The 15,653-nt window shown below is 70.3% G+C and carries 19 protein-coding genes; 8 read left to right on the forward strand and 11 right to left on the reverse strand.

All coding sequences use genetic code 11. The features are described 5' to 3' along the window. The first annotated feature begins 17 nt into the window (after window positions 1-17). Window positions 18-674, forward strand: a complete 657-nt coding sequence (locus tag ASC61_RS02325; RefSeq protein ID WP_235503459.1) for an O-methyltransferase — start codon at window positions 18-20, stop codon at window positions 672-674. Window positions 675-818: 144 nt separating this feature from the next. Here the strand turns inward: ASC61_RS02325 and ASC61_RS02330 are convergent, their stop codons facing one another. Together ASC61_RS02330 and ASC61_RS19265 are read right to left on the reverse strand one after the other, a co-directional pair. Next, entirely contained in the window at window positions 819-1,181 is a 363-nt protein-coding gene (locus tag ASC61_RS02330) for a hypothetical protein (protein ID WP_056208764.1), read from the reverse strand. Continuing rightward, the gene (locus tag ASC61_RS19265) at window positions 1,181-1,342 is read right to left on the reverse strand and encodes a DUF3117 domain-containing protein (protein ID WP_082530405.1); all 162 of its coding nucleotides are present in this window, start codon (window positions 1,340-1,342) and stop codon (window positions 1,181-1,183) included. Before ASC61_RS19265 ends, ASC61_RS02330 begins: the two co-directional genes overlap by 1 nt. Before the next feature lie 108 nt (window positions 1,343-1,450). Between ASC61_RS19265 and ASC61_RS02335 the strand changes: the two genes are divergently transcribed. After that, window positions 1,451-2,251 carry an enoyl-CoA hydratase-related protein gene (locus ASC61_RS02335; RefSeq protein ID WP_056208767.1) on the forward strand — a complete coding sequence of 267 codons (801 nt, stop codon included), beginning with the start codon at window positions 1,451-1,453 and terminating at the stop codon, window positions 2,249-2,251. Between the two features lie 2 nt (window positions 2,252-2,253). On the opposite strand, the gene ASC61_RS02340 is transcribed toward ASC61_RS02335, so the two are convergent. Then, on the reverse strand, window positions 2,254-2,847 hold the full coding sequence (locus tag ASC61_RS02340) for a hypothetical protein (RefSeq protein WP_157439348.1): 594 nt from the start codon (window positions 2,845-2,847) through the stop codon (window positions 2,254-2,256). 45 nt (window positions 2,848-2,892) lie between these two features. Beyond that, window positions 2,893-3,456, reverse strand: a complete 564-nt coding sequence (locus ASC61_RS02345; protein ID WP_056208772.1) for a DNA-3-methyladenine glycosylase I — start codon at window positions 3,454-3,456, stop codon at window positions 2,893-2,895. 4 nt (window positions 3,457-3,460) lie between these two features. Here ASC61_RS02345 and folP point away from each other — a divergent pair, with 4 nt between their 5' ends. The 4 genes from folP to ASC61_RS02365 all read left to right on the forward strand — a co-directional run bounded on the left by folP (window position 3,461) and on the right by ASC61_RS02365 (window position 7,419). After that, window positions 3,461-4,345 (forward strand): dihydropteroate synthase, encoded by an 885-nt coding sequence (gene folP, locus ASC61_RS02350; protein ID WP_442854207.1) that lies wholly within the window; start codon window positions 3,461-3,463, stop codon window positions 4,343-4,345. A 110-nt stretch (window positions 4,346-4,455) separates the two neighbouring features. Beyond that, window positions 4,456-5,493: an efflux RND transporter periplasmic adaptor subunit gene (locus ASC61_RS02355; protein ID WP_157439349.1), complete on the forward strand. Its 1,038-nt coding sequence runs from the start codon at window positions 4,456-4,458 to the stop codon at window positions 5,491-5,493. After that, window positions 5,493-6,191, forward strand: a complete 699-nt coding sequence (locus ASC61_RS02360) for an ABC transporter ATP-binding protein (protein ID WP_056208779.1) — start codon at window positions 5,493-5,495, stop codon at window positions 6,189-6,191. The genes ASC61_RS02355 and ASC61_RS02360 overlap by 1 nt, the downstream gene beginning before the upstream one ends. 28 nt (window positions 6,192-6,219) lie before the next feature. Continuing rightward, complete coding sequence (locus tag ASC61_RS02365) at window positions 6,220-7,419, forward strand: ABC transporter permease (protein WP_056208782.1); 1,200 nt, start codon at window positions 6,220-6,222, stop codon at window positions 7,417-7,419. 73 nt (window positions 7,420-7,492) lie between these two features. On the opposite strand, the gene ASC61_RS02370 is transcribed toward ASC61_RS02365, so the two are convergent. Genes ASC61_RS02370 through ASC61_RS02385 form a run of 4 tightly spaced genes read right to left on the reverse strand, consistent with a single transcriptional unit; the run spans window position 7,493 to window position 10,499 of the window. Beyond that, the gene (locus tag ASC61_RS02370; protein WP_235503460.1) at window positions 7,493-8,233 is read right to left on the reverse strand and encodes a TIGR00730 family Rossman fold protein; all 741 of its coding nucleotides are present in this window, start codon (window positions 8,231-8,233) and stop codon (window positions 7,493-7,495) included. Then, the gene (gene dapE, locus ASC61_RS02375) at window positions 8,230-9,291 is read right to left on the reverse strand and encodes a succinyl-diaminopimelate desuccinylase (protein ID WP_056208788.1); all 1,062 of its coding nucleotides are present in this window, start codon (window positions 9,289-9,291) and stop codon (window positions 8,230-8,232) included. The genes ASC61_RS02370 and dapE overlap by 4 nt, the downstream gene beginning before the upstream one ends. A 37-nt stretch (window positions 9,292-9,328) precedes the next feature. Continuing rightward, window positions 9,329-10,000, reverse strand: coding sequence for a VOC family protein (locus ASC61_RS02380; RefSeq protein ID WP_056208791.1), 672 nt, complete (start codon window positions 9,998-10,000; stop codon window positions 9,329-9,331). Window positions 10,001-10,028: 28 nt separating this feature from the next. Beyond that, a complete protein-coding gene (locus ASC61_RS02385; RefSeq protein ID WP_056208795.1) occupies window positions 10,029-10,499 on the reverse strand; it encodes a DUF2867 domain-containing protein in 471 nt (156 codons plus the stop codon). 87 nt (window positions 10,500-10,586) lie between these two features. Between ASC61_RS02385 and ASC61_RS02390 the strand changes: the two genes are divergently transcribed. Further along, window positions 10,587-11,162, forward strand: a complete 576-nt coding sequence (locus ASC61_RS02390) for a TetR/AcrR family transcriptional regulator (RefSeq protein WP_200935379.1) — start codon at window positions 10,587-10,589, stop codon at window positions 11,160-11,162. Here ASC61_RS02390 and ASC61_RS20355 read toward each other — a convergent pair. Together ASC61_RS20355 and ASC61_RS20360 are read right to left on the reverse strand one after the other, a co-directional pair. Next, window positions 11,159-11,635: an aminoglycoside phosphotransferase family protein gene (locus ASC61_RS20355; protein WP_268750598.1), complete on the reverse strand. Its 477-nt coding sequence runs from the start codon at window positions 11,633-11,635 to the stop codon at window positions 11,159-11,161. The two genes, ASC61_RS02390 and ASC61_RS20355, sit on opposite strands and share 4 nt — an antisense overlap. 28 nt (window positions 11,636-11,663) lie before the next feature. Continuing rightward, window positions 11,664-12,056, reverse strand: coding sequence for an aminoglycoside phosphotransferase family protein (locus ASC61_RS20360; protein WP_268750599.1), 393 nt, complete (start codon window positions 12,054-12,056; stop codon window positions 11,664-11,666). A gap of 94 nt (window positions 12,057-12,150) precedes the next feature. Between ASC61_RS20360 and ASC61_RS02400 the strand changes: the two genes are divergently transcribed. After that, the gene (locus ASC61_RS02400) at window positions 12,151-12,615 is read left to right on the forward strand and encodes a hypothetical protein (protein ID WP_056208807.1); all 465 of its coding nucleotides are present in this window, start codon (window positions 12,151-12,153) and stop codon (window positions 12,613-12,615) included. 1 nt (window position 12,616) lies between these two features. Here the strand turns inward: ASC61_RS02400 and ASC61_RS02405 are convergent, their stop codons facing one another. Further along, window positions 12,617-15,607: a hypothetical protein gene (locus tag ASC61_RS02405; RefSeq protein WP_056208810.1), complete on the reverse strand. Its 2,991-nt coding sequence runs from the start codon at window positions 15,605-15,607 to the stop codon at window positions 12,617-12,619. Between the last annotated feature and the right edge of the window lie 46 nt (window positions 15,608-15,653).

The raw sequence follows: 15,653 nt of genomic DNA on the forward strand, positions 1-15,653 counted from the left end.
ACGCGGATAGTCTGGCCTTGACCACCGCGACCGAGGAGCCGACCATCACCACCGCAGCCAGCCTGGCCTATGCCGAGGACTTCCTGAGCGAGGACGACCATCTCGTCGCCGCGCGGCGCCGGTCCGACGACGTCGGTGTCATCCCGGTCGGTCCCGGAGGCGGCGCGGCACTGTCGTTCCTCGCCTCCGTGGTGCAGGCCAAGTCGGTCGCCGAGATCGGCACCGGCACCGGTGTCTCCGGCCTGTGGCTGCTCCGCGGCATGCAGCCCGACGGCGTCCTGACCTCGGTCGACCTCGAGGCGGAGCACCAGCGGCTCGCCCGCGAGACGTTCACTGAAGCGGGCTACGCTCCGCAGCGCTTCCGCCTGATCGCCGGCGCAGGGCTCGACGTCATGCCGCGGCTGACCGATGCCGGCTACGACGTGGTGTTCCTCGACGGCGACAAGGTCGAGTACGGCGAATACCTCGACCAGGCCATGCGGCTCGTGCGCCCCGGCGGGATCATCGTGTTCGACAACGCCCTGTGGCACGACCGGGTCGCCGACCCGGCACAGCGCGACCCCGAGACGTCGGCGATCCGCGACGTGGTGCAGCGGGTCAGGAACGACGAGCGGCTCCGCAGCGTGCTGCTGCCGCTCGGTGACGGCCTCCTGGCCGCGCAGCTGCTCGCCTAGCCAGCGCGGCGGTGCGAGACCCGCTGCAGCGACGCGCTGTCTCGAGGCCGGCATTCTTCGACGCCTTCGCGTCACGCTCCGTCGTGAAGCGGACCTCACGCAACGGAGGCTGTGGGTCGCCCGTCTGGGGTTCCACGGCGCGCCTCAGTCGTCGTCGCGCTTGTCGTGCTCGAACGAGGCTGATGAGCGGAAGCCGGCAGGCCCGCGTACGACGGCGACGACTTCGTAGGCCTCGATCGTGATGGGTGGGCTGCCGATGATCTTGGAGCCGGCGGAGCCCGCGGCGACCTTCTCGAACGAGTCCTGGAACGCCGAACGCGCGGCGTCGGACACGAACACGTAGCTGCCCTCGAACCACTCACCCTTGCGGGCGCGCCACGTCTTGAACCGCAGGCCGTCGAGAGCCGCGAACTTCGCGAACGACTCGTCCTCGACGTAGCTGCGCAAGGCCTTGAGCGTGCCCTTGGGTGCGTCGGCGAGTGACCAGCGAACGGTCAGCCCGTACATCAGACGGCTTTGAGCTGGTCGCCCAACGTGGCTGCTTCCTCATTGTTGAGCTCGACGACGAGACGTCCGCCGCCCTCGAGCGGGACGCGCATGACGATGCAGCGCCCTTCCTTGGTGACCTCCATCGGGCCGTCTCCGGTCCGTGGCTTCATGGCGGCCATCAGTTCCCCTCTCGATCTTGGAGCTCCCACCGCTACGGCAGGAAGCGTGCCTCCTATTATCGCCTATGGCCGGAGGACGTTCGACCGCAGTACCACCAGGAGGCACAGATGACCGACCCCAGCGCACCACCTGTCACCTACGAGGTGGCCGACGGCGTGGGCACCGTGACCCTCAACCGGCCCGAGGGGATGAACAGCCTGACTCTCGCCACGAAGGTCGCGCTGCGTGACTCGCTGCACGCAGCGGCAGCCGACAGCGCGGTGCGATGCGTCGTCCTGACCGGCACCGGTCGGGCCTTCTGCGTCGGCCAGGACCTCAAGGAGCACGTCGCAGACCTGCAGGACGAGAGCGCGTCGCTGGGCACCACGGTCGCCGAGCACTACAACCCCACGGTCACCGCGATCGCCACGATGCCCAAGCCGGTCATCGCTGCCGTCAACGGCGTCGCCGCCGGCGCCGGCGCCTCGCTGGCCTTCGCCGCGGACTTCCGGCTCGTACGCCGCTCGGCCGGCTTCAACCTGGCCTTCGCCGGCATCGCCCTGTCCTGCGACACCGGGTCGTCGTGGACGCTCCCCCGACTCGTCGGCTTCGGCAAGGCGACCGAGCTGCTGATGCAGCCGCGCACGATCCCGGCCGACGAGGCGTACGCGCTGGGGCTGGCCACCAAGGTCGTCGACGACGAGGAGTTCGACGGCGAGTTGGCCGCGCTGGCCCGCTCGCTCGCGGACGGACCCACGCTGGCCCTGGCGTCGATCAAGCGCTCGCTGGCGTTCTCGGCGAACCACGACCTGCCGGCCTCGCTCGAGCACGAGGGGCAGAAGATGGCGCTGACCGGCAAGTCAGCCGACCATGCGGCAGCCGTGAAGGCGTTCCTCGCCAAGGAGAAGCCGGTCTTCACCGGCCGCTGAGCTCAGGCAGACCGGTCGTGCTGGCGGCGCTCCTCCTGGGTCGCCGCCTCCTCCCACGCGAGGATCTGCGCCCGTGCGTGCAGCTCGGCGCTCTCACTCTCGGCAAGGGCGTCGTTCGCACGTCGCAGGTCGGCACGTGCCGACTCGAGGTCGGACCTGGCCGCATCGACGTCGGCCTCGAGCGCCATGACGCGCGCGCGTTCCTCGGACAAGCGCTCACGCGCCTTGGCGAGGTCGATCTCATGGGTCACCAACGAGTCGCGGAGCTCCTCGATCTGGGCGTCACGCAGCCTGAGGCGCGAGCCCATCTGGTTGGCGAACTCGATGTGCTCACGCGAGCGGGACACGGCGGCGCGCCGGTTGTCGTCGACGATGACCGATCGCTCGAGCGACCAGGCACGGCGCCGGTCGGCGAGCTCGTTGGACAGCAGGCGGGCAGCGACCACGCCGACCACGACGGCATAGACGGTGGCCGCAGCGAGCACGGGCACCGTCGAGACGACGATGCCGGCAGCCGCCACGACGACAGCCGAGATCAGCAGTCCGGTGGCGCCGACTGCCCTGCGGGATCGGGGGGTTCTCCGCGATGAGGCCATGTCCGGATGGTAAGCCGCGAGGTCGCCGAATCCGGGGAGCCACGCCTAGGCGTGCCTCGCGACGCAGTCCTCGAGGTGGTCGTTGACCATGCCGGTGGCCTGCATCAGCGCGTAGGCCGTCGTGGGGCCGAAGAACCGGAAGCCCTTGCGCTTGAGCGCCTTGGCCATCGCGATCGACTCGGCCGTGGTGGCCGGCACGTCGGCGTAGGACTTCGGCGCGGGGCCCGGCGGCGGCGCGAACGACCACAGCAGGTCACTGAACGACTCGTCCAGCTCGACCAGCGTGCGGGCGTTGCTGATGGTCGCCTCGATCTTGAGGCGGTTGCGCACGATGCCCGCGTCGTCGAGCAGCCGGGCGACGTCGGCCTCGCCGAACGCGGCAACGGCCTCGGGGTCGAAGCCGGAGAACGCGGCGCGGAAGTTGTCGCGCTTGCGCAGGATGATCGCCCACGACAGGCCCGACTGGAACGCCTCGAGCGAGAGCCGCTCGAACAGCTCGCGGTCGCCGCGCAGCTCACGGCCCCACTCGTCGTCGTGGTAGGCGATCATCGCCGGGTCGTTGCCCCACGGGCATCGCACCACGAGGTCGGCCTCGGTCGTTACGCTCACGGGTGTGACTCTGCCACCTGCCCCTGACACTCTGCGTCTGGGCACTCGGACGTTCGCGCCCGGCGAGCTCGCGCTGATGGCGATCATCAACCGCACGCCCGACTCGTTCTACGACAACGGCTCCACGTTCGACCTCGAGCCCGCGCTCGTACGCCTGGGCGAGGCCGTGCGCGACGGCGCCGACCTCGTGGACGTCGGCGGAGTGCGCGCCGGCTACGGGCCCGACGTCGACGCCGCGGAGGAGCTGCGCCGCACGGCCGACTTCGTCGCCGAGGCGCGATCCCGATTCCCCGACCTGGTCATCAGTGTCGACACGTGGCGCAGCGAGGTCGCCGACGAGCTCTGCCGCCTCGGCGCCGACCTCGTCAACGACACCTGGTCCGGCCACGACGCCGAGCTCGCTGCCGTCGCCGCCCAGCACGGCGCCGGCCTAGTGTGCAGCCACACCGGCGGCATCGGGCCGCGCACGGACCCGCACCGCTCGGCGTACGACGACGTGGTCGCCGACGTCATCGCGACCGTGACGGCGCTCGCCCAGCGCGCCCTCGACGCCGGCGTACGACCGGACGGCATCCTGATCGATCCCACGCACGACTTCGGCAAGAACACCCGGCACAGCCTCGAGCTCACCCGCAGGCTCGACGAGCTCGTCGCGACGGGATGGCCCGTCCTGGTGGCGCTGTCCAACAAGGACTTCGTCGGCGAGACGCTCGACGTCGACAAGGATCATCGGCTGCCCGGCACGCTCGCCGCGACGGCGGTCTCGGCGTGGCAGGGCGCGCGGGTGTTCCGCGCCCACAACGTCGCCGAGACGCGGCAGGTCATCGACATGGTCGCCTCGATCCGCGGCGACCGGCCGCCCGCGGTCGCCAGGCGCGGGCTCGCCTGACGGTTCGACGCGGAACGCGTTCCACGACTTCGAGTCACCGGTGTCACGAACCACGTACGATGCAGGTCCCGGGCCGCAGCGGCCTGCATCGACAGCGAGGAACGACAGCCGTGAGAGTCTTTCGCAAAGTGGTGCTCCCGGTCGCCTGGGTGGCGATCTTCGCCACCATTGCCGTCAGCCTGGCGGTGATGGCGTTCGGCAACGACGACCCCGAGCCGCCCCGCAGCGGCCTGACGCCCACCGGCAAGATCCCGGTCAGCAACGCCGGGGTGAGCCGGGGCACGATCGAGAACACCCTCACGCTCCGCGGCACGATCGAGGTCGATGCGCCCGTCACCGCGAAGGCCGACCACGACGGCGTCGTGAACTACTTCTTCCTCCCCGTGGGCGCCAAGGTCAAGGTCGGCGAGCCGATCTTCCAGGTCAAGTCCGAGGAGACCGAGGCACCGACGGGCGACGACGAGGAGGGTGAGGCGAAGCCGCAGGTCCGCTACCACAACGTCCTGGCCACCAAGGCCGGCCGCATCGCCTCGTACGCGAAGGAGCTCGAGGACCCGGTGACCAAGGGCGACGCCGTGGCGACGGTACGGCTCGACACCTATCGCGCGACGGGCTCGATCAAGCCGGTCGACCAGTACCGCCTGCTCCACATGCCCCGTTCGGCGCGGGTCACGATCACGGGTGGACCCAAACCCTTCACCTGCGGCGAGCTCACGATCGGTGATCCGGCGGCCAGCACCACCGACTCGGGCGCGAACGCTGGCGCCGATGTCGAGGGACAGATCGACCCCGGCGAAACCGGCGGGGGTGAGGGCGGCGAAGGTGGCGCCGGTGCGAGCATCACGTGCCGCGTGCCCGAGGACGTACGCGTCTTCGACGGCCTCGCCATGACGATGTCGATCAACGCCGGACGCGCGGAGGATGTCTTGGTCGTACCCATCACCGCCGTCCGCGGGCTGGTCGGCACTGGCACGGTCTGGGTCGTCGCGAACGGCGAGCCGACTCCGCGCCGCGTACGCCTGGGGCTCAGCGACGGGCAGAACGTCGAGATCCGCAAGGGCCTCAAGGAGGGCGAGGAGATCCTCGAGTTCGTCCCGGGCGCCTCCCCCGAGGACCTCAACGGGGACCTGGGGCAGGGGAACGGCTGATGTCCGAGCTGCTGCGACTCACCGACGTGACCCGGACCGTCAAGCTGCCTGACGACACGGACCTGCACATCCTCACGGGTGTCGACCTCACCGTCTCGACCGGCGACCACATCGGCATCATCGGCCGTTCGGGCACCGGCAAGTCGACCCTGCTCAACCTGCTGGGCCTGCTCGACCGCCCGACGACCGGCACCCTCGCGTGGGCGGGCCACGACACCCGTACGCTGCGGGCGCGCGCCGCCGCCCAGATCCGGGGTCGCGACGTCGGGTTCGTGTTCCAGCAGTTCAACCTGCTGCCGGGCCGCACGGCGCTCGAGAACGTCGCTGCGCCGCTCATGTACGCACCCGGCAGCGCGTTCTGGAAGCGTCGTGAGATCGCCGCGACGATGCTCGAGCGCGTGGGCCTGGGCGCGCGGCTGGACTCGATGCCCGAGAGCCTGTCGGGCGGCGAGCAGCAGCGCGTCGCCATCGCCCGGGCCATCGTCCGTGGGCCCAAGATCGTGCTCGCCGACGAGCCGACCGGCGCGCTCGACCTGGAGACCGGCGCCGAGGTCATGGGCCTGCTGGACGGCATCACGCACGAGACCGGTGCGGCGCTCATCACGATCACCCACGACGTCGCCGTCGCCGCGATGGCGCGGCAGCGATTCCGCCTCGAGGGCGGCCGGCTGCACAGCCTCGTCGACGTGGCGGCATGACCGAGCGCAGCGAGGGAGCGATTCAGGCATGACGGGGTTTGCCGCGGCGATCGTGGAGGCGTGGCAGGAGCTGCGTATCCACCGGCTCCGTGTGCTCCTCTCACTGATCGGCGTAGGCGTCGCGGTCTGCGCCCTGACCTGCGCCGTCGCCGTCAGCAGCATCGCGAAGCAGGCTCTCGTCGAGCAGGCGGAGCGTGAAGGCGGACGCCCGACGACGTACGGGCTCTATGCGTACAGCAACGAGAACGGCGAGCCACCGCCGCCTGCGGAGTCACGGCGGGTGTTCGACGAGATCATGGACGAGTTCGACATCACCTACCACTCGGCGATCGGCGAGTCCGACGCCACGGTGGCGCTCCCCACCGGCTCGCGGCACGTCTCGTTGCGCGCGGTCGATGTCGCGTACGCCGACCTGCGCCGCATGGTCCCCGAGCAGGGCCGCTGGCTCGATGCCAAGGATGCCCAGAACCTCAGCCCTGCCGTCGTGGTCGACGCCCGCCTCATGAAGGCGTTGCGCCTCGGCCCCGACTCGCTGCCGGCCACCGTGACGTTCGGCGGCGAGACACCCATCACCGCGACGATCGTCGGCCAGGTGCGCAAGGACGAGCAGTCGGGCCGGTCGACGGCCTACATCCTGTTCGACGCGTACGACCGTTGGTTCGGTGCCACGCAGCAGATGTTCGACGTCAACTTCCAGATGTGGGTGCCGCCCAAGGGCGCGAAGCCGCTGAGCAAGGCCGTGGCGCAGGAGTTCAGCTCACAGCTCCCCGGTCTCCAGGTCCAGGTCAACCGGCAGGACTCCTCGGACCGCGGTGAGTCGTTCAAGACGTTCAAGTACGTCGTCGGCGGCATCAGCGCCCTCATCCTGCTGCTCGGCGCCATGAGCCTGCTCAACATCGCGCTGGTGACGATCAAGCAACGCGTGCGCGAGATCGGCATCCGCCGCAGCTTCGGCGCCACCACGTCACGGGTGTTCTTCTCGGTCATGATGGAGAGCGTCGTGGCGACGTTCGTGGCGGGGCTGGTCGGCGTCGTCGGAGCCGTGGGCATCGTCAACAGTCCCCTGATCGCCGATCACGTCATCACGAACGTGACCGACATACCCCCGTTCCCGATCTCGGCGGCGGTGCTCGGCCTCGTCGTGTCCCTCGCCGTCGGCAGCCTCGCCGGCCTGCTGCCGGCCCTCATCGCCGTGCGCGTCAAGATCATCGACGCCATCCGGTTCTAGTCCCCGCGATGTGTGAGGTTGCAGGCGCTACCCGGGCGGTTTGACGCCTGCAACGTCACAAATCGGGGTGTCGCTAGCTGTCCTTCGCGACGAACCAGGCCACGGCCTCGTCGACGTCGTCCGTGAGGTGCAGCATGTCGATGTCGGGCTGGCCGATCTTGCCGTCGGTCAGCATCGTCGTGCGCAGCCAGTCGATCAGGCCGCCCCAGTACTCCGTGCCGAACAGCACGATCGGGAACGACGTGATCTTCTGGGTCTGCACCAGCGTCAGTGCCTCGAAGAGCTCGTCCATCGTGCCGAAGCCGCCGGGCAGCACGACGTAGCCCTGGGCGTACTTGACGAACATCGTCTTGCGGACGAAGAAGTAGCGGAAGTTGATGCCGAGGTCGACCCACTCGTTCATGCCCTGCTCGTGCGGCAGCTCGATGCCGAGACCCACCGAGACGCCGCCGCACTCGCTGGCACCGCGGTTGGCGGCCTCCATCGCGCCGGGGCCGCCGCCGGTGATGACGGCGTAGCCCTCGCCGCAGAGCTTCGCGGCGATCTGCCGGCCCGCCTCGTACATCGGGTCGTCCGGCTTCGTCCGCGCAGAGCCGAAGATGCTGACCGCCGGGCCGAGCTCGGCGAGCGCACCGAAGCCCTCGACGAACTCGGACTGGATGCGCAGCACCCGCCACGGGTCGGTGTGGACCCAGTCGCTCGGACCGCGGGAGTCGAGCAGCCGCTGGTCGGTCGTGCTGGTCGGGCGCTGTGCGCCGCGCAGGCGTACGGGACCCTTGCGGTGATCGGGCCTGGGCTTGTCTGCTGCAGTCATGTCGTGAGCCATTTCTCGAGTCGGTCGCGCACCCGGTGCAGGTGCTCGACGGGAACGTGCTCGTCGGCCTTGTGGGCGAACGTCGGGTCACCCGGTCCGTAGTTGACCGCGGGCACGCCCAGCAGCGTGAACTGGGCGACGTCGGTCCAGCCGAACTTCGGGTTGACCTCACCGCCGACGGCCTCGACGAACGCCGCGGCGGCGGGGTGCGACAGCCCGGGGAGCGCTCCGGGCGCGGAGTCGGTGATCGTGAGGCCGAACCCCTCGAACGTCTCCTGCAGGTGCTGGTGCGCCTGCTCCTCGCTGCGGTCGGGTGCGAAGCGGTAGTTGACCGTCACGACGGCCTCGTCCGGGACGACGTTGCCTGAGACCCCGCCGCTGATCGCCACGGCGTTGAGCCCTTCGCGATAGGTCAGTCCGTCGATGTCGACGGTGCGGGGAACGTACGCATTGAGCCCGTCGAGCACTGGTGCGAGCGCATGGATCGCATTGCTGCCCATCCACGCGCGCGCCGTGTGGGCCCGCTCTCCGGTCGTACGGATGTCGGCGCGCATCGTGCCCTGGCAGCCGGCCTCGACCCCGGCGTTGGACGGCTCCATGAGGATCGCGAAGTCGCCGGCGAGCAGCTCGGGACGCTCACGCGCGAGCCGGCCGAGGCCGTTGAACTCCGCGGCGATCTCCTCGCCGTCGTAGAACACGTAGGTCACGTCGCGCACGGGCTCGGGCACGGTGGCGGCCATCTGCAGGGCGATCGCCACGCCACCCTTCATGTCGCAGGTGCCCAGCCCGTGGAGGATCCCGTCCTCCAGCCGCGACGGCAGGTTGCCGTTGGCGGGCACCGTGTCAAGGTGCCCGGCGATGACGACGCGTTGGGGACGGCCGAGCGACGTCCGGGCGACGATCGTGTGACCGTCGCGCACGACCTCGAGGTGCGGCAGCTCGCGCAGGGCGGCCTCGACCGCGTCGGCGATGACCTGCTCGTCGAGGCTCTCGGACGGGATGTCGACGAGTGCGGCGGTGAGACTGACGATGTCGGCGGTCAGGTCGAGTGCGGGCACGGGTTCATTCCACCACGCGCCACCTCGCCGCCGGCCGTCACTCGCTCGGGAAGACGCAGAACTCGTTGCCCTCGGGATCGGCCATGACGGTCCACGTCACCTCGCCGGCGGGCGTCAGGATCGTGGCACCAGCGGCGACCAGGTCGTCGAGCGTCACGCCCGGCAACAGCTTGACGTCCCAGTGGATGCGGTTCTTGACCGTCTTGGGCTCGGGCACCGGCACGAAGTCGAAGCCCTCGGTCGGCAGACCGGGCACGTTCTCGAGCGGCGAGTAGCCGTCGTCGTGCGAGACGTCCCCACCGATCACCTCGGCCCACCAGTCGGAGATCGCGACGTGGTCGGCGGCGTCGACCACGGTGGACTTGAACTTCTGCGCCGGCGGCTCGTCATAGGTGAACACGCAGAACTCGCCGCCCTCAGGGTCCGCGAGCGTCGTCCACGGGAACTCGCCCTCCTTGGTGATGCGCGTGAAGCCGGCGAAGGGCTCCAGGGACTCGGCACGGACGTCGAGGTGCACGCGTTGCTTGACGGTCCTGGGCTCGGGGACGGTGTTGATCCACACGTCCTCACCGGGTTCGGAGCCGACGAGGTGGACGTCACCGTCGTCGAGCTCGACGATCTCGTAGCCGAGCGTGCTGGCCCAGAAGTCCTTGACCGCGGAGACGTCGCTGGCGTCGATGCAGAGTGCTTGGTAGGTCACGAGAGGCATGAATTCAGCCTGCCACAGCCTGTTCCCTTCAGCGAGCCGCTGAGGTCTCCGCCGGCGGCACGCGTCCTGCGGCCCGTCGCAGCATCGCTCGTACCACCGCCGGATGCACGACGCGGACGATCGCCGAGTAGGCACGACCGCGTCGGTTGTGGAGGTTGACGACCGTGCTCACGACGACGCGGTCGGGCTCGCACAGCACGGACGCGCGGAAGCTGAGGTGGCTCTGGTCGATGCCCAGGAGCACCTCGTCATCCGTGCGCGCGACCGGGTCGAACGCTCCGTGCCCGGCGCGGTCGATGCCCACCAGACGTACGAGTGACTCCCGGGCGAGGAGCAGCGCGCCGACCCACGCCGGCGGCGCGTGGAAGACGGCGTCGGCCCAGTCCTGCGGGTCCGACGAGCTGCCGTCGGGGCGCCGTACGGCGTAGGCGTCGGCCCAGTCGACGTGCGGCAGCGCACCCGCCAGGAGCGGCGTGGCTGGCACCGGGACCGCAGCCACTCCCCGACCATGAATGTGCCGTTCCCACATGGCTGCTTCCTTCCATACGCCCCCGTATGGGGAATATCCGTACGGTAGCGTATGGACATGACTCCTGCCAAGGCCACGCTCACGAGGGAGGACTGGAGCGCTGCGGCGCTCGCTGCCCTGGAACGGCACGGGTTGGCCGCCGTCGCGGTCGAGCCGATCGCGAAGAGCCTCGGGGCGACCAAGGGCAGCTTCTACTGGCACTTCGCGGGACGCGACGACCTCATCGCCGCAGCGCTCGACCAGTGGGAACGCCGTGACACCGACGGCGTCATCGCTACGGTCGACCACGCCGCCGAGGGTGCGGACCGCCTGCGGCTGCTGCTCCGGCTCGTGCTGCAGGCCGTCGTCGGCGCGCCGGGAGCCGGCTCGATCGAGCTCGCGTTGCAGCCGCACGCCGACCACCCGATGGTCGCGCCCGTCCTGGCGCGGGTCACCGAGCGCCGCATGTCGACGCTCGAGTCGCTGTTCACCGACCAAGGCCTGTCGCGGTCGGACGCCCGTGATCGCGCCCGGCTGACGTACGCCGCCTACCTCGGGCACGCGCAGCTCGCCCATGCCACGCCTGGCCAGCTGCCCAAGGGCAAGGCATACGCGGCGTACGTGGACCGCATCGTCGAGACCCTCACGCCCTAGTCCTGGACGGCCTTGATGATGGCGATCGCCGTCGTGACGCGTTCGGGCTCGCCGTCCTCGATCGCCCACATCGCGTTGTGCGCCTCGCGGACGACGACCCAGTCGCGGGCGCGCTCCTCCTCGAGCTGAGCGACGTCGACGGCGGTGTGGAAGCGCCGCCGAACCGCCTCCCGTACGTCGCCGGACGCCACGATCTCGTCCCACCGGTTGAACAGCAGGAGATCGACCTCGTAGTGGGGGTCGCCGGACACCGGCTGCGGGTCGATCGCCAGCCACGGCGCCCGGTCGCCGGCGAGCACGTTCTCGAAGTGCAGGTCGCCGTGGATCAGCGTGCCGTTCGTCGCCGGATCACACGCCAGATCGCGGCCGAGGCGTACGGCCTGGTCGACGATGCGTCGCGGGATCGCCGCGTCCCGGGGCAGTCTCTCGAGGTCGTCGCTGTAGCGCTCGACGTACGAGCTCAGCGTCAGCATCTGCGGCGGAGCCGCAACGTGCAGCTGCCTAGAGCCCGGCGATGATCTCGCACGCCTCGAGGTCCGGGAGGTGCGTCAGGTCACGGGTCGACAAGCGCTCGAGCAGCATCGCGTTGCGGCGGGGGTCGGCGCGCAGCATCAGCACCGCTCCCCGGCCGTGCCAGTGCTGCAGCGCGAGGATCTCGTGCTGGCACTCCTCGTGCGGCCACGCGACCTTGAGCACCTCCGCGCGGCCGTCGGCGCGGACCGGCACGACCAGTGAGGTCCAGCCGTGCATCGGCTCCCCGTCGACCACCAGGTCCCACTCGTCGAGCAGGTCCCGGACCGTACGTGGCACCCCGTCGACCCACGCCGCCCACTCGGGACTGCGGCTCGCCGCGGCCAGGAATGCCGGCGGCAGGTCGAACGGCAGCAGACTCACACCACGAGCCTAGGCGGGGCCGCGCGGGCCATTACGCCACATCCCTACCGTCAACCTCCGGACGTACGGCCCGGCCAGCGGCCATCCTGCTTGCATGGCGGTCGACATGCTGGTGCTCAAGCCCTCTGCGGGCCTGCACGAGCTCGTGGTCCAGCGCCTGGCCGAGGGTCCTCTCGGCGGCGTGGACCGACTCGTCATCGAGGCCGCGGCCGACGAGGTGGTCGGCCTGATCCGCACGCTGGCACCGCGCCAGGACGACTCGCTCGTCGAGGCGGTGCGCCGGTTCCACGACGACGACTGGATGGCCGCGTGCGCGTTCGCGGACGACCAGGCCAATGCCCCCGGTCGCGCGGCGACGGCTCGCCGGGTCGTGCGTGAGCGGGTCGACCTCGCCTTCGGGAGCTCGGCCGCCGACGTGCTGATGCACGCGGCGATCGTGCGTGGCTATCTCGATGTCCACGGTGGGCATCTTGCGGCTCAGCGTGAGCTGCACCTGAGCCGGGCCACGTTCTATCGGACGCTGAGGCGGGCCAGGGGCCGTCTCAGCGACACCGACTGACTCACGGCAGCGTCACGGGTGACGGCGGCTTCACGATGTCGTCGAGGTCGGCCACGGGCGGCTTGATCGTCGCCGTGGCGATGGTCGGGGGCAACAGGCAGTGCGACTGGTAGCGGTCGACGCCCACCTCGAACGAGCGCGGCTGCAGCTGGTCCATCACGTCCGCGCGCGACGAGTTGGGACTCGCGATCATGCTCCCGCTCCATGTGCCCTTGCCGTCCAGCGGCTTGTCCTCGGTCAGCTCGATCGAACGCCACGGGAACGGCGAGACGACGCTCGGCCGGCTCTTGACCAGGGGGTTGAAGGTCACCATGCGGCACGTGGCACCCGTGCCGTCGGCACTGTCCTTGACGAGGCTCGCCTTCACCGACACCCGCAGCGGTTGGAGCTCGGCCCGCGGATCGGGCCGCATCGAGAAGCCCTTGACGCTGGGGAACGCCGGCAGTCCACTCGCCGCCGCCAGTGTCTGCTCGGCGGTCTCCTCGGCCTTGTCCGCGACCGCTGAGACCAGCATCGTGGCCACCGCGAGGCACGGGTTGTCGATCGCCGCGGCAGCTCCATCGGTGTCGGCGCCGAGCTGGTCGCCCGCGAGCTCGAGCGAGTCCCCGAATCCGGCCGGCGCCTTGATGTCGTCGCACGGCACTCCGGCCTGCTTCATGAGCTCGACGGCGAGCTCGGAGAACTCTCCTGCCGCAACGGCCTTGAGCGCGTCACCCGACGGCAGTGACGGCGGGAGGCCGACGCTCGCCAAGGCTGCTGTCACTGCCGCCCGGGTGGCGACGCCGACCACAGTCGAGCAGCCGTCACCCGCGTCGGAGCTCGCCGCACCGAGCCCCACGCACAGCGGGTTGTACTTCGCGATCGCGGTCACGACCGCGTCGATGACGCCGTTGTAGGCGTAGGAGATGAGCGAGAACACCTGGACGACGAAGCCCACGACGGCGCCGGCTGCATCCACGACGAAGTCGACGATGTCGCAGAGCGTGTCGCACTCGGGCGGCGGAAACGCCCCCGGACAGTAGACGCCCGAGCTCGGATAGAACGCGCTGGCCGCCGCGACCATGAACGCCGTGTTGTAGTCGCTGTCGAGCACGTCCGGCGACGGCTGATGACCCTGCCAGGGCACCTCCACGACGAGGCAGCCGGCGGCCGGCTTGTACGGGGCGCGGCCCGCGTCGACCGTGAGCGAGTCGACCTTGAACGTCAGGGAGCTCGTGGCGGACTCGTGGACCGGCAGCACCACGGAGACCGGTGCGGAGGCTGCCGAGACACCGGCACCTTTCGCCCGTGCGAGCACTCTGACGTAGACCACGTCGCCTTCGTGGGGCAGCGGGGTGACGTCCGCGGCGATGTCGCCCGCCTTGGCCACCGGCACGCGCGAGCCGTACGCCGTCGAGCCCAGCGCACCGACGGTAGTCGCGGTGACGGGCGGCTTGAGCAGCACGACTCCCGGGGCACCCTCCCCCGAGCTGGCGGACGACTCGATCGGGATCTTGGCGGTGTCGATCGAGAACGAGCCCGTCCGGCCGCCCCCGTAGGCGTCCGTGCCCCCGTCGCCGACCTCGCTGACCCCGGTCGCCAGGAGCCCCGGAGGCGTGAGGTCGCGGTTCGAGGAGTCGACCTTCTGGGAGAGCACCTGCCACTGCACCGCATCGGTCCGACTCGATGCCGACGACCAGTCGAAGTCCAGCGTCCGGTGGTCGCTGCCGAGCGTGACGCTGCGAGCGGGACCGTCCGGGCCGTCCACGGTCAGGCTCAGCGCACCGGGCTCACCGACGATCGAGGCCAGCGTACGGTCGCCGGGCACCTTCAGGTGTCCGGTCGCGAGCGGCTTGAGCGGCGGCACGTCGCCGCCGGGGTTGGTGCCCCAGACCTCGAGGTCGAGGCGATGACCATCGAGGGCGGGCAGGTGGGCCGCGATGTCGACTCCCGAGTAGAGCGAAAGCAGCTCATCGGCCTGAGCCGGGGCACGCAGCCATGGCCTGCCGTCGACGGACAGGTGGAGGTACGCACCCACGATCCCCTTCGGAAGCAGGAGCGTGCCGTTGACGATCGAGGCCTCCCCGGTCCACCCGAACCGGCTGGCACAGGCTTGCGGCACCGTCACCGACACCTGTGCGCTGACCCGGTCGTCGTCGCGGGCATAGAACACGTGGATCCCCGGCGACAAGTCGTCGAGCGGGGCCGTCAGCTGCTTGCTGGGCCGCGCCACCTGGGCCCACCCGGGCACGGTCGCGCTGGAGCGGTAGAACGTCACGGCACCCGTGGCCCGCGAGGCGGTGAGGTCGACGGCGCAGCCACTCGCCTCGACCGCCAGGGCGAGGCCGCCGTCCGTCACCTTCGCGACCGGATCGACGATGACCCGCTTGCTTCCCAGAGCATCCAGCCCAGCCTTCGGATCGACCAGGACGCTCACGTGTGACTTCCGAGGGATCCGGCCCTTGCCGGTGTACGCGCTCCCGTCCGGTGACTCGATCACCAGCGATGTGGTCGGCACCGCGAACCGCCGGGCCATGACCGCAACGGTCTCCCCGGGCTCGGGGCTGACCGCGACGGGAATCGGAGCCTCGCCCTGCCCCGGCGCCACCTCGACCGTCACCGGCGCCGACTTCGAGACCTTGCCGTCCCGGTCGGTCACCTCCACGTGGATCAGGTGCTCACCGACCGACATCGCCGGCATGTCGAGGGACGTGCCGCGCGCGTGGCGGCCCGCCGTGACGGTCGAGACCCGGCGAGCACCGTCGTACAGCGCGACGTGCCTGGTGCCGGCCGGGCTGTAGCCCACGGCCGAGAACTGCACCCTCGAACCGATCCGTGTCACGGGGCTGCCGACCACCGACAACGAGGTGTCGAACGGCATCGCGGCGAGCGCCGGCAAGGCAGCCTCGTCCGAGCCGCCGATCACGCCGTGCCGCTCCAGCACCAACGTCAGGCCGGTGGCGAACATGGCGAAGGCCAGCAGATGGATCAGCCAGCGCCATTGCCATGTCATGCGCTCACGCTATTGACGGCCGAGCGTCGCCGGGCTTCTCGCCGAC

Origin of the sequence: Aeromicrobium sp. Root344 (assembly GCF_001425755.1) — a bacterium.
Lineage (GTDB): Bacteria > Actinomycetota > Actinomycetes > Propionibacteriales > Nocardioidaceae > Aeromicrobium.

Bases quoted from the DNA above. Each gene is read 5' to 3' on its own strand.
- ASC61_RS02380 (WP_056208791.1), bottom strand. From the start codon at position 10,000: ATGCCTCTCGTGACCTACCAAGCACTCTGCATCGACGCCAGCGACGTC.
- ASC61_RS02370 (WP_235503460.1), bottom strand. From the start codon at position 8,233: ATGACTGCAGCAGACAAGCCCAGGCCCGATCACCGCAAGGGTCCCGTA.
- ASC61_RS02335 (WP_056208767.1), top strand. From the start codon at position 1,451: ATGACCGACCCCAGCGCACCACCTGTCACCTACGAGGTGGCCGACGGC.
- ASC61_RS02365 (WP_056208782.1), top strand. From the start codon at position 6,220: ATGACGGGGTTTGCCGCGGCGATCGTGGAGGCGTGGCAGGAGCTGCGT.
- ASC61_RS02340 (WP_157439348.1), bottom strand. From the start codon at position 2,847: ATGGCCTCATCGCGGAGAACCCCCCGATCCCGCAGGGCAGTCGGCGCC.
- ASC61_RS02360 (WP_056208779.1), top strand. From the start codon at position 5,493: ATGTCCGAGCTGCTGCGACTCACCGACGTGACCCGGACCGTCAAGCTG.
- ASC61_RS02405 (WP_056208810.1), bottom strand. From the start codon at position 15,607: ATGACATGGCAATGGCGCTGGCTGATCCATCTGCTGGCCTTCGCCATG.
- ASC61_RS02400 (WP_056208807.1), top strand. From the start codon at position 12,151: ATGGCGGTCGACATGCTGGTGCTCAAGCCCTCTGCGGGCCTGCACGAG.
- ASC61_RS20355 (WP_268750598.1), bottom strand. From the start codon at position 11,635: ATGCTGACGCTGAGCTCGTACGTCGAGCGCTACAGCGACGACCTCGAG.
- ASC61_RS19265 (WP_082530405.1), bottom strand. From the start codon at position 1,342: ATGGCCGCCATGAAGCCACGGACCGGAGACGGCCCGATGGAGGTCACC.
- ASC61_RS02330 (WP_056208764.1), bottom strand. From the start codon at position 1,181: ATGTACGGGCTGACCGTTCGCTGGTCACTCGCCGACGCACCCAAGGGC.
- ASC61_RS02390 (WP_200935379.1), top strand. From the start codon at position 10,587: ATGACTCCTGCCAAGGCCACGCTCACGAGGGAGGACTGGAGCGCTGCG.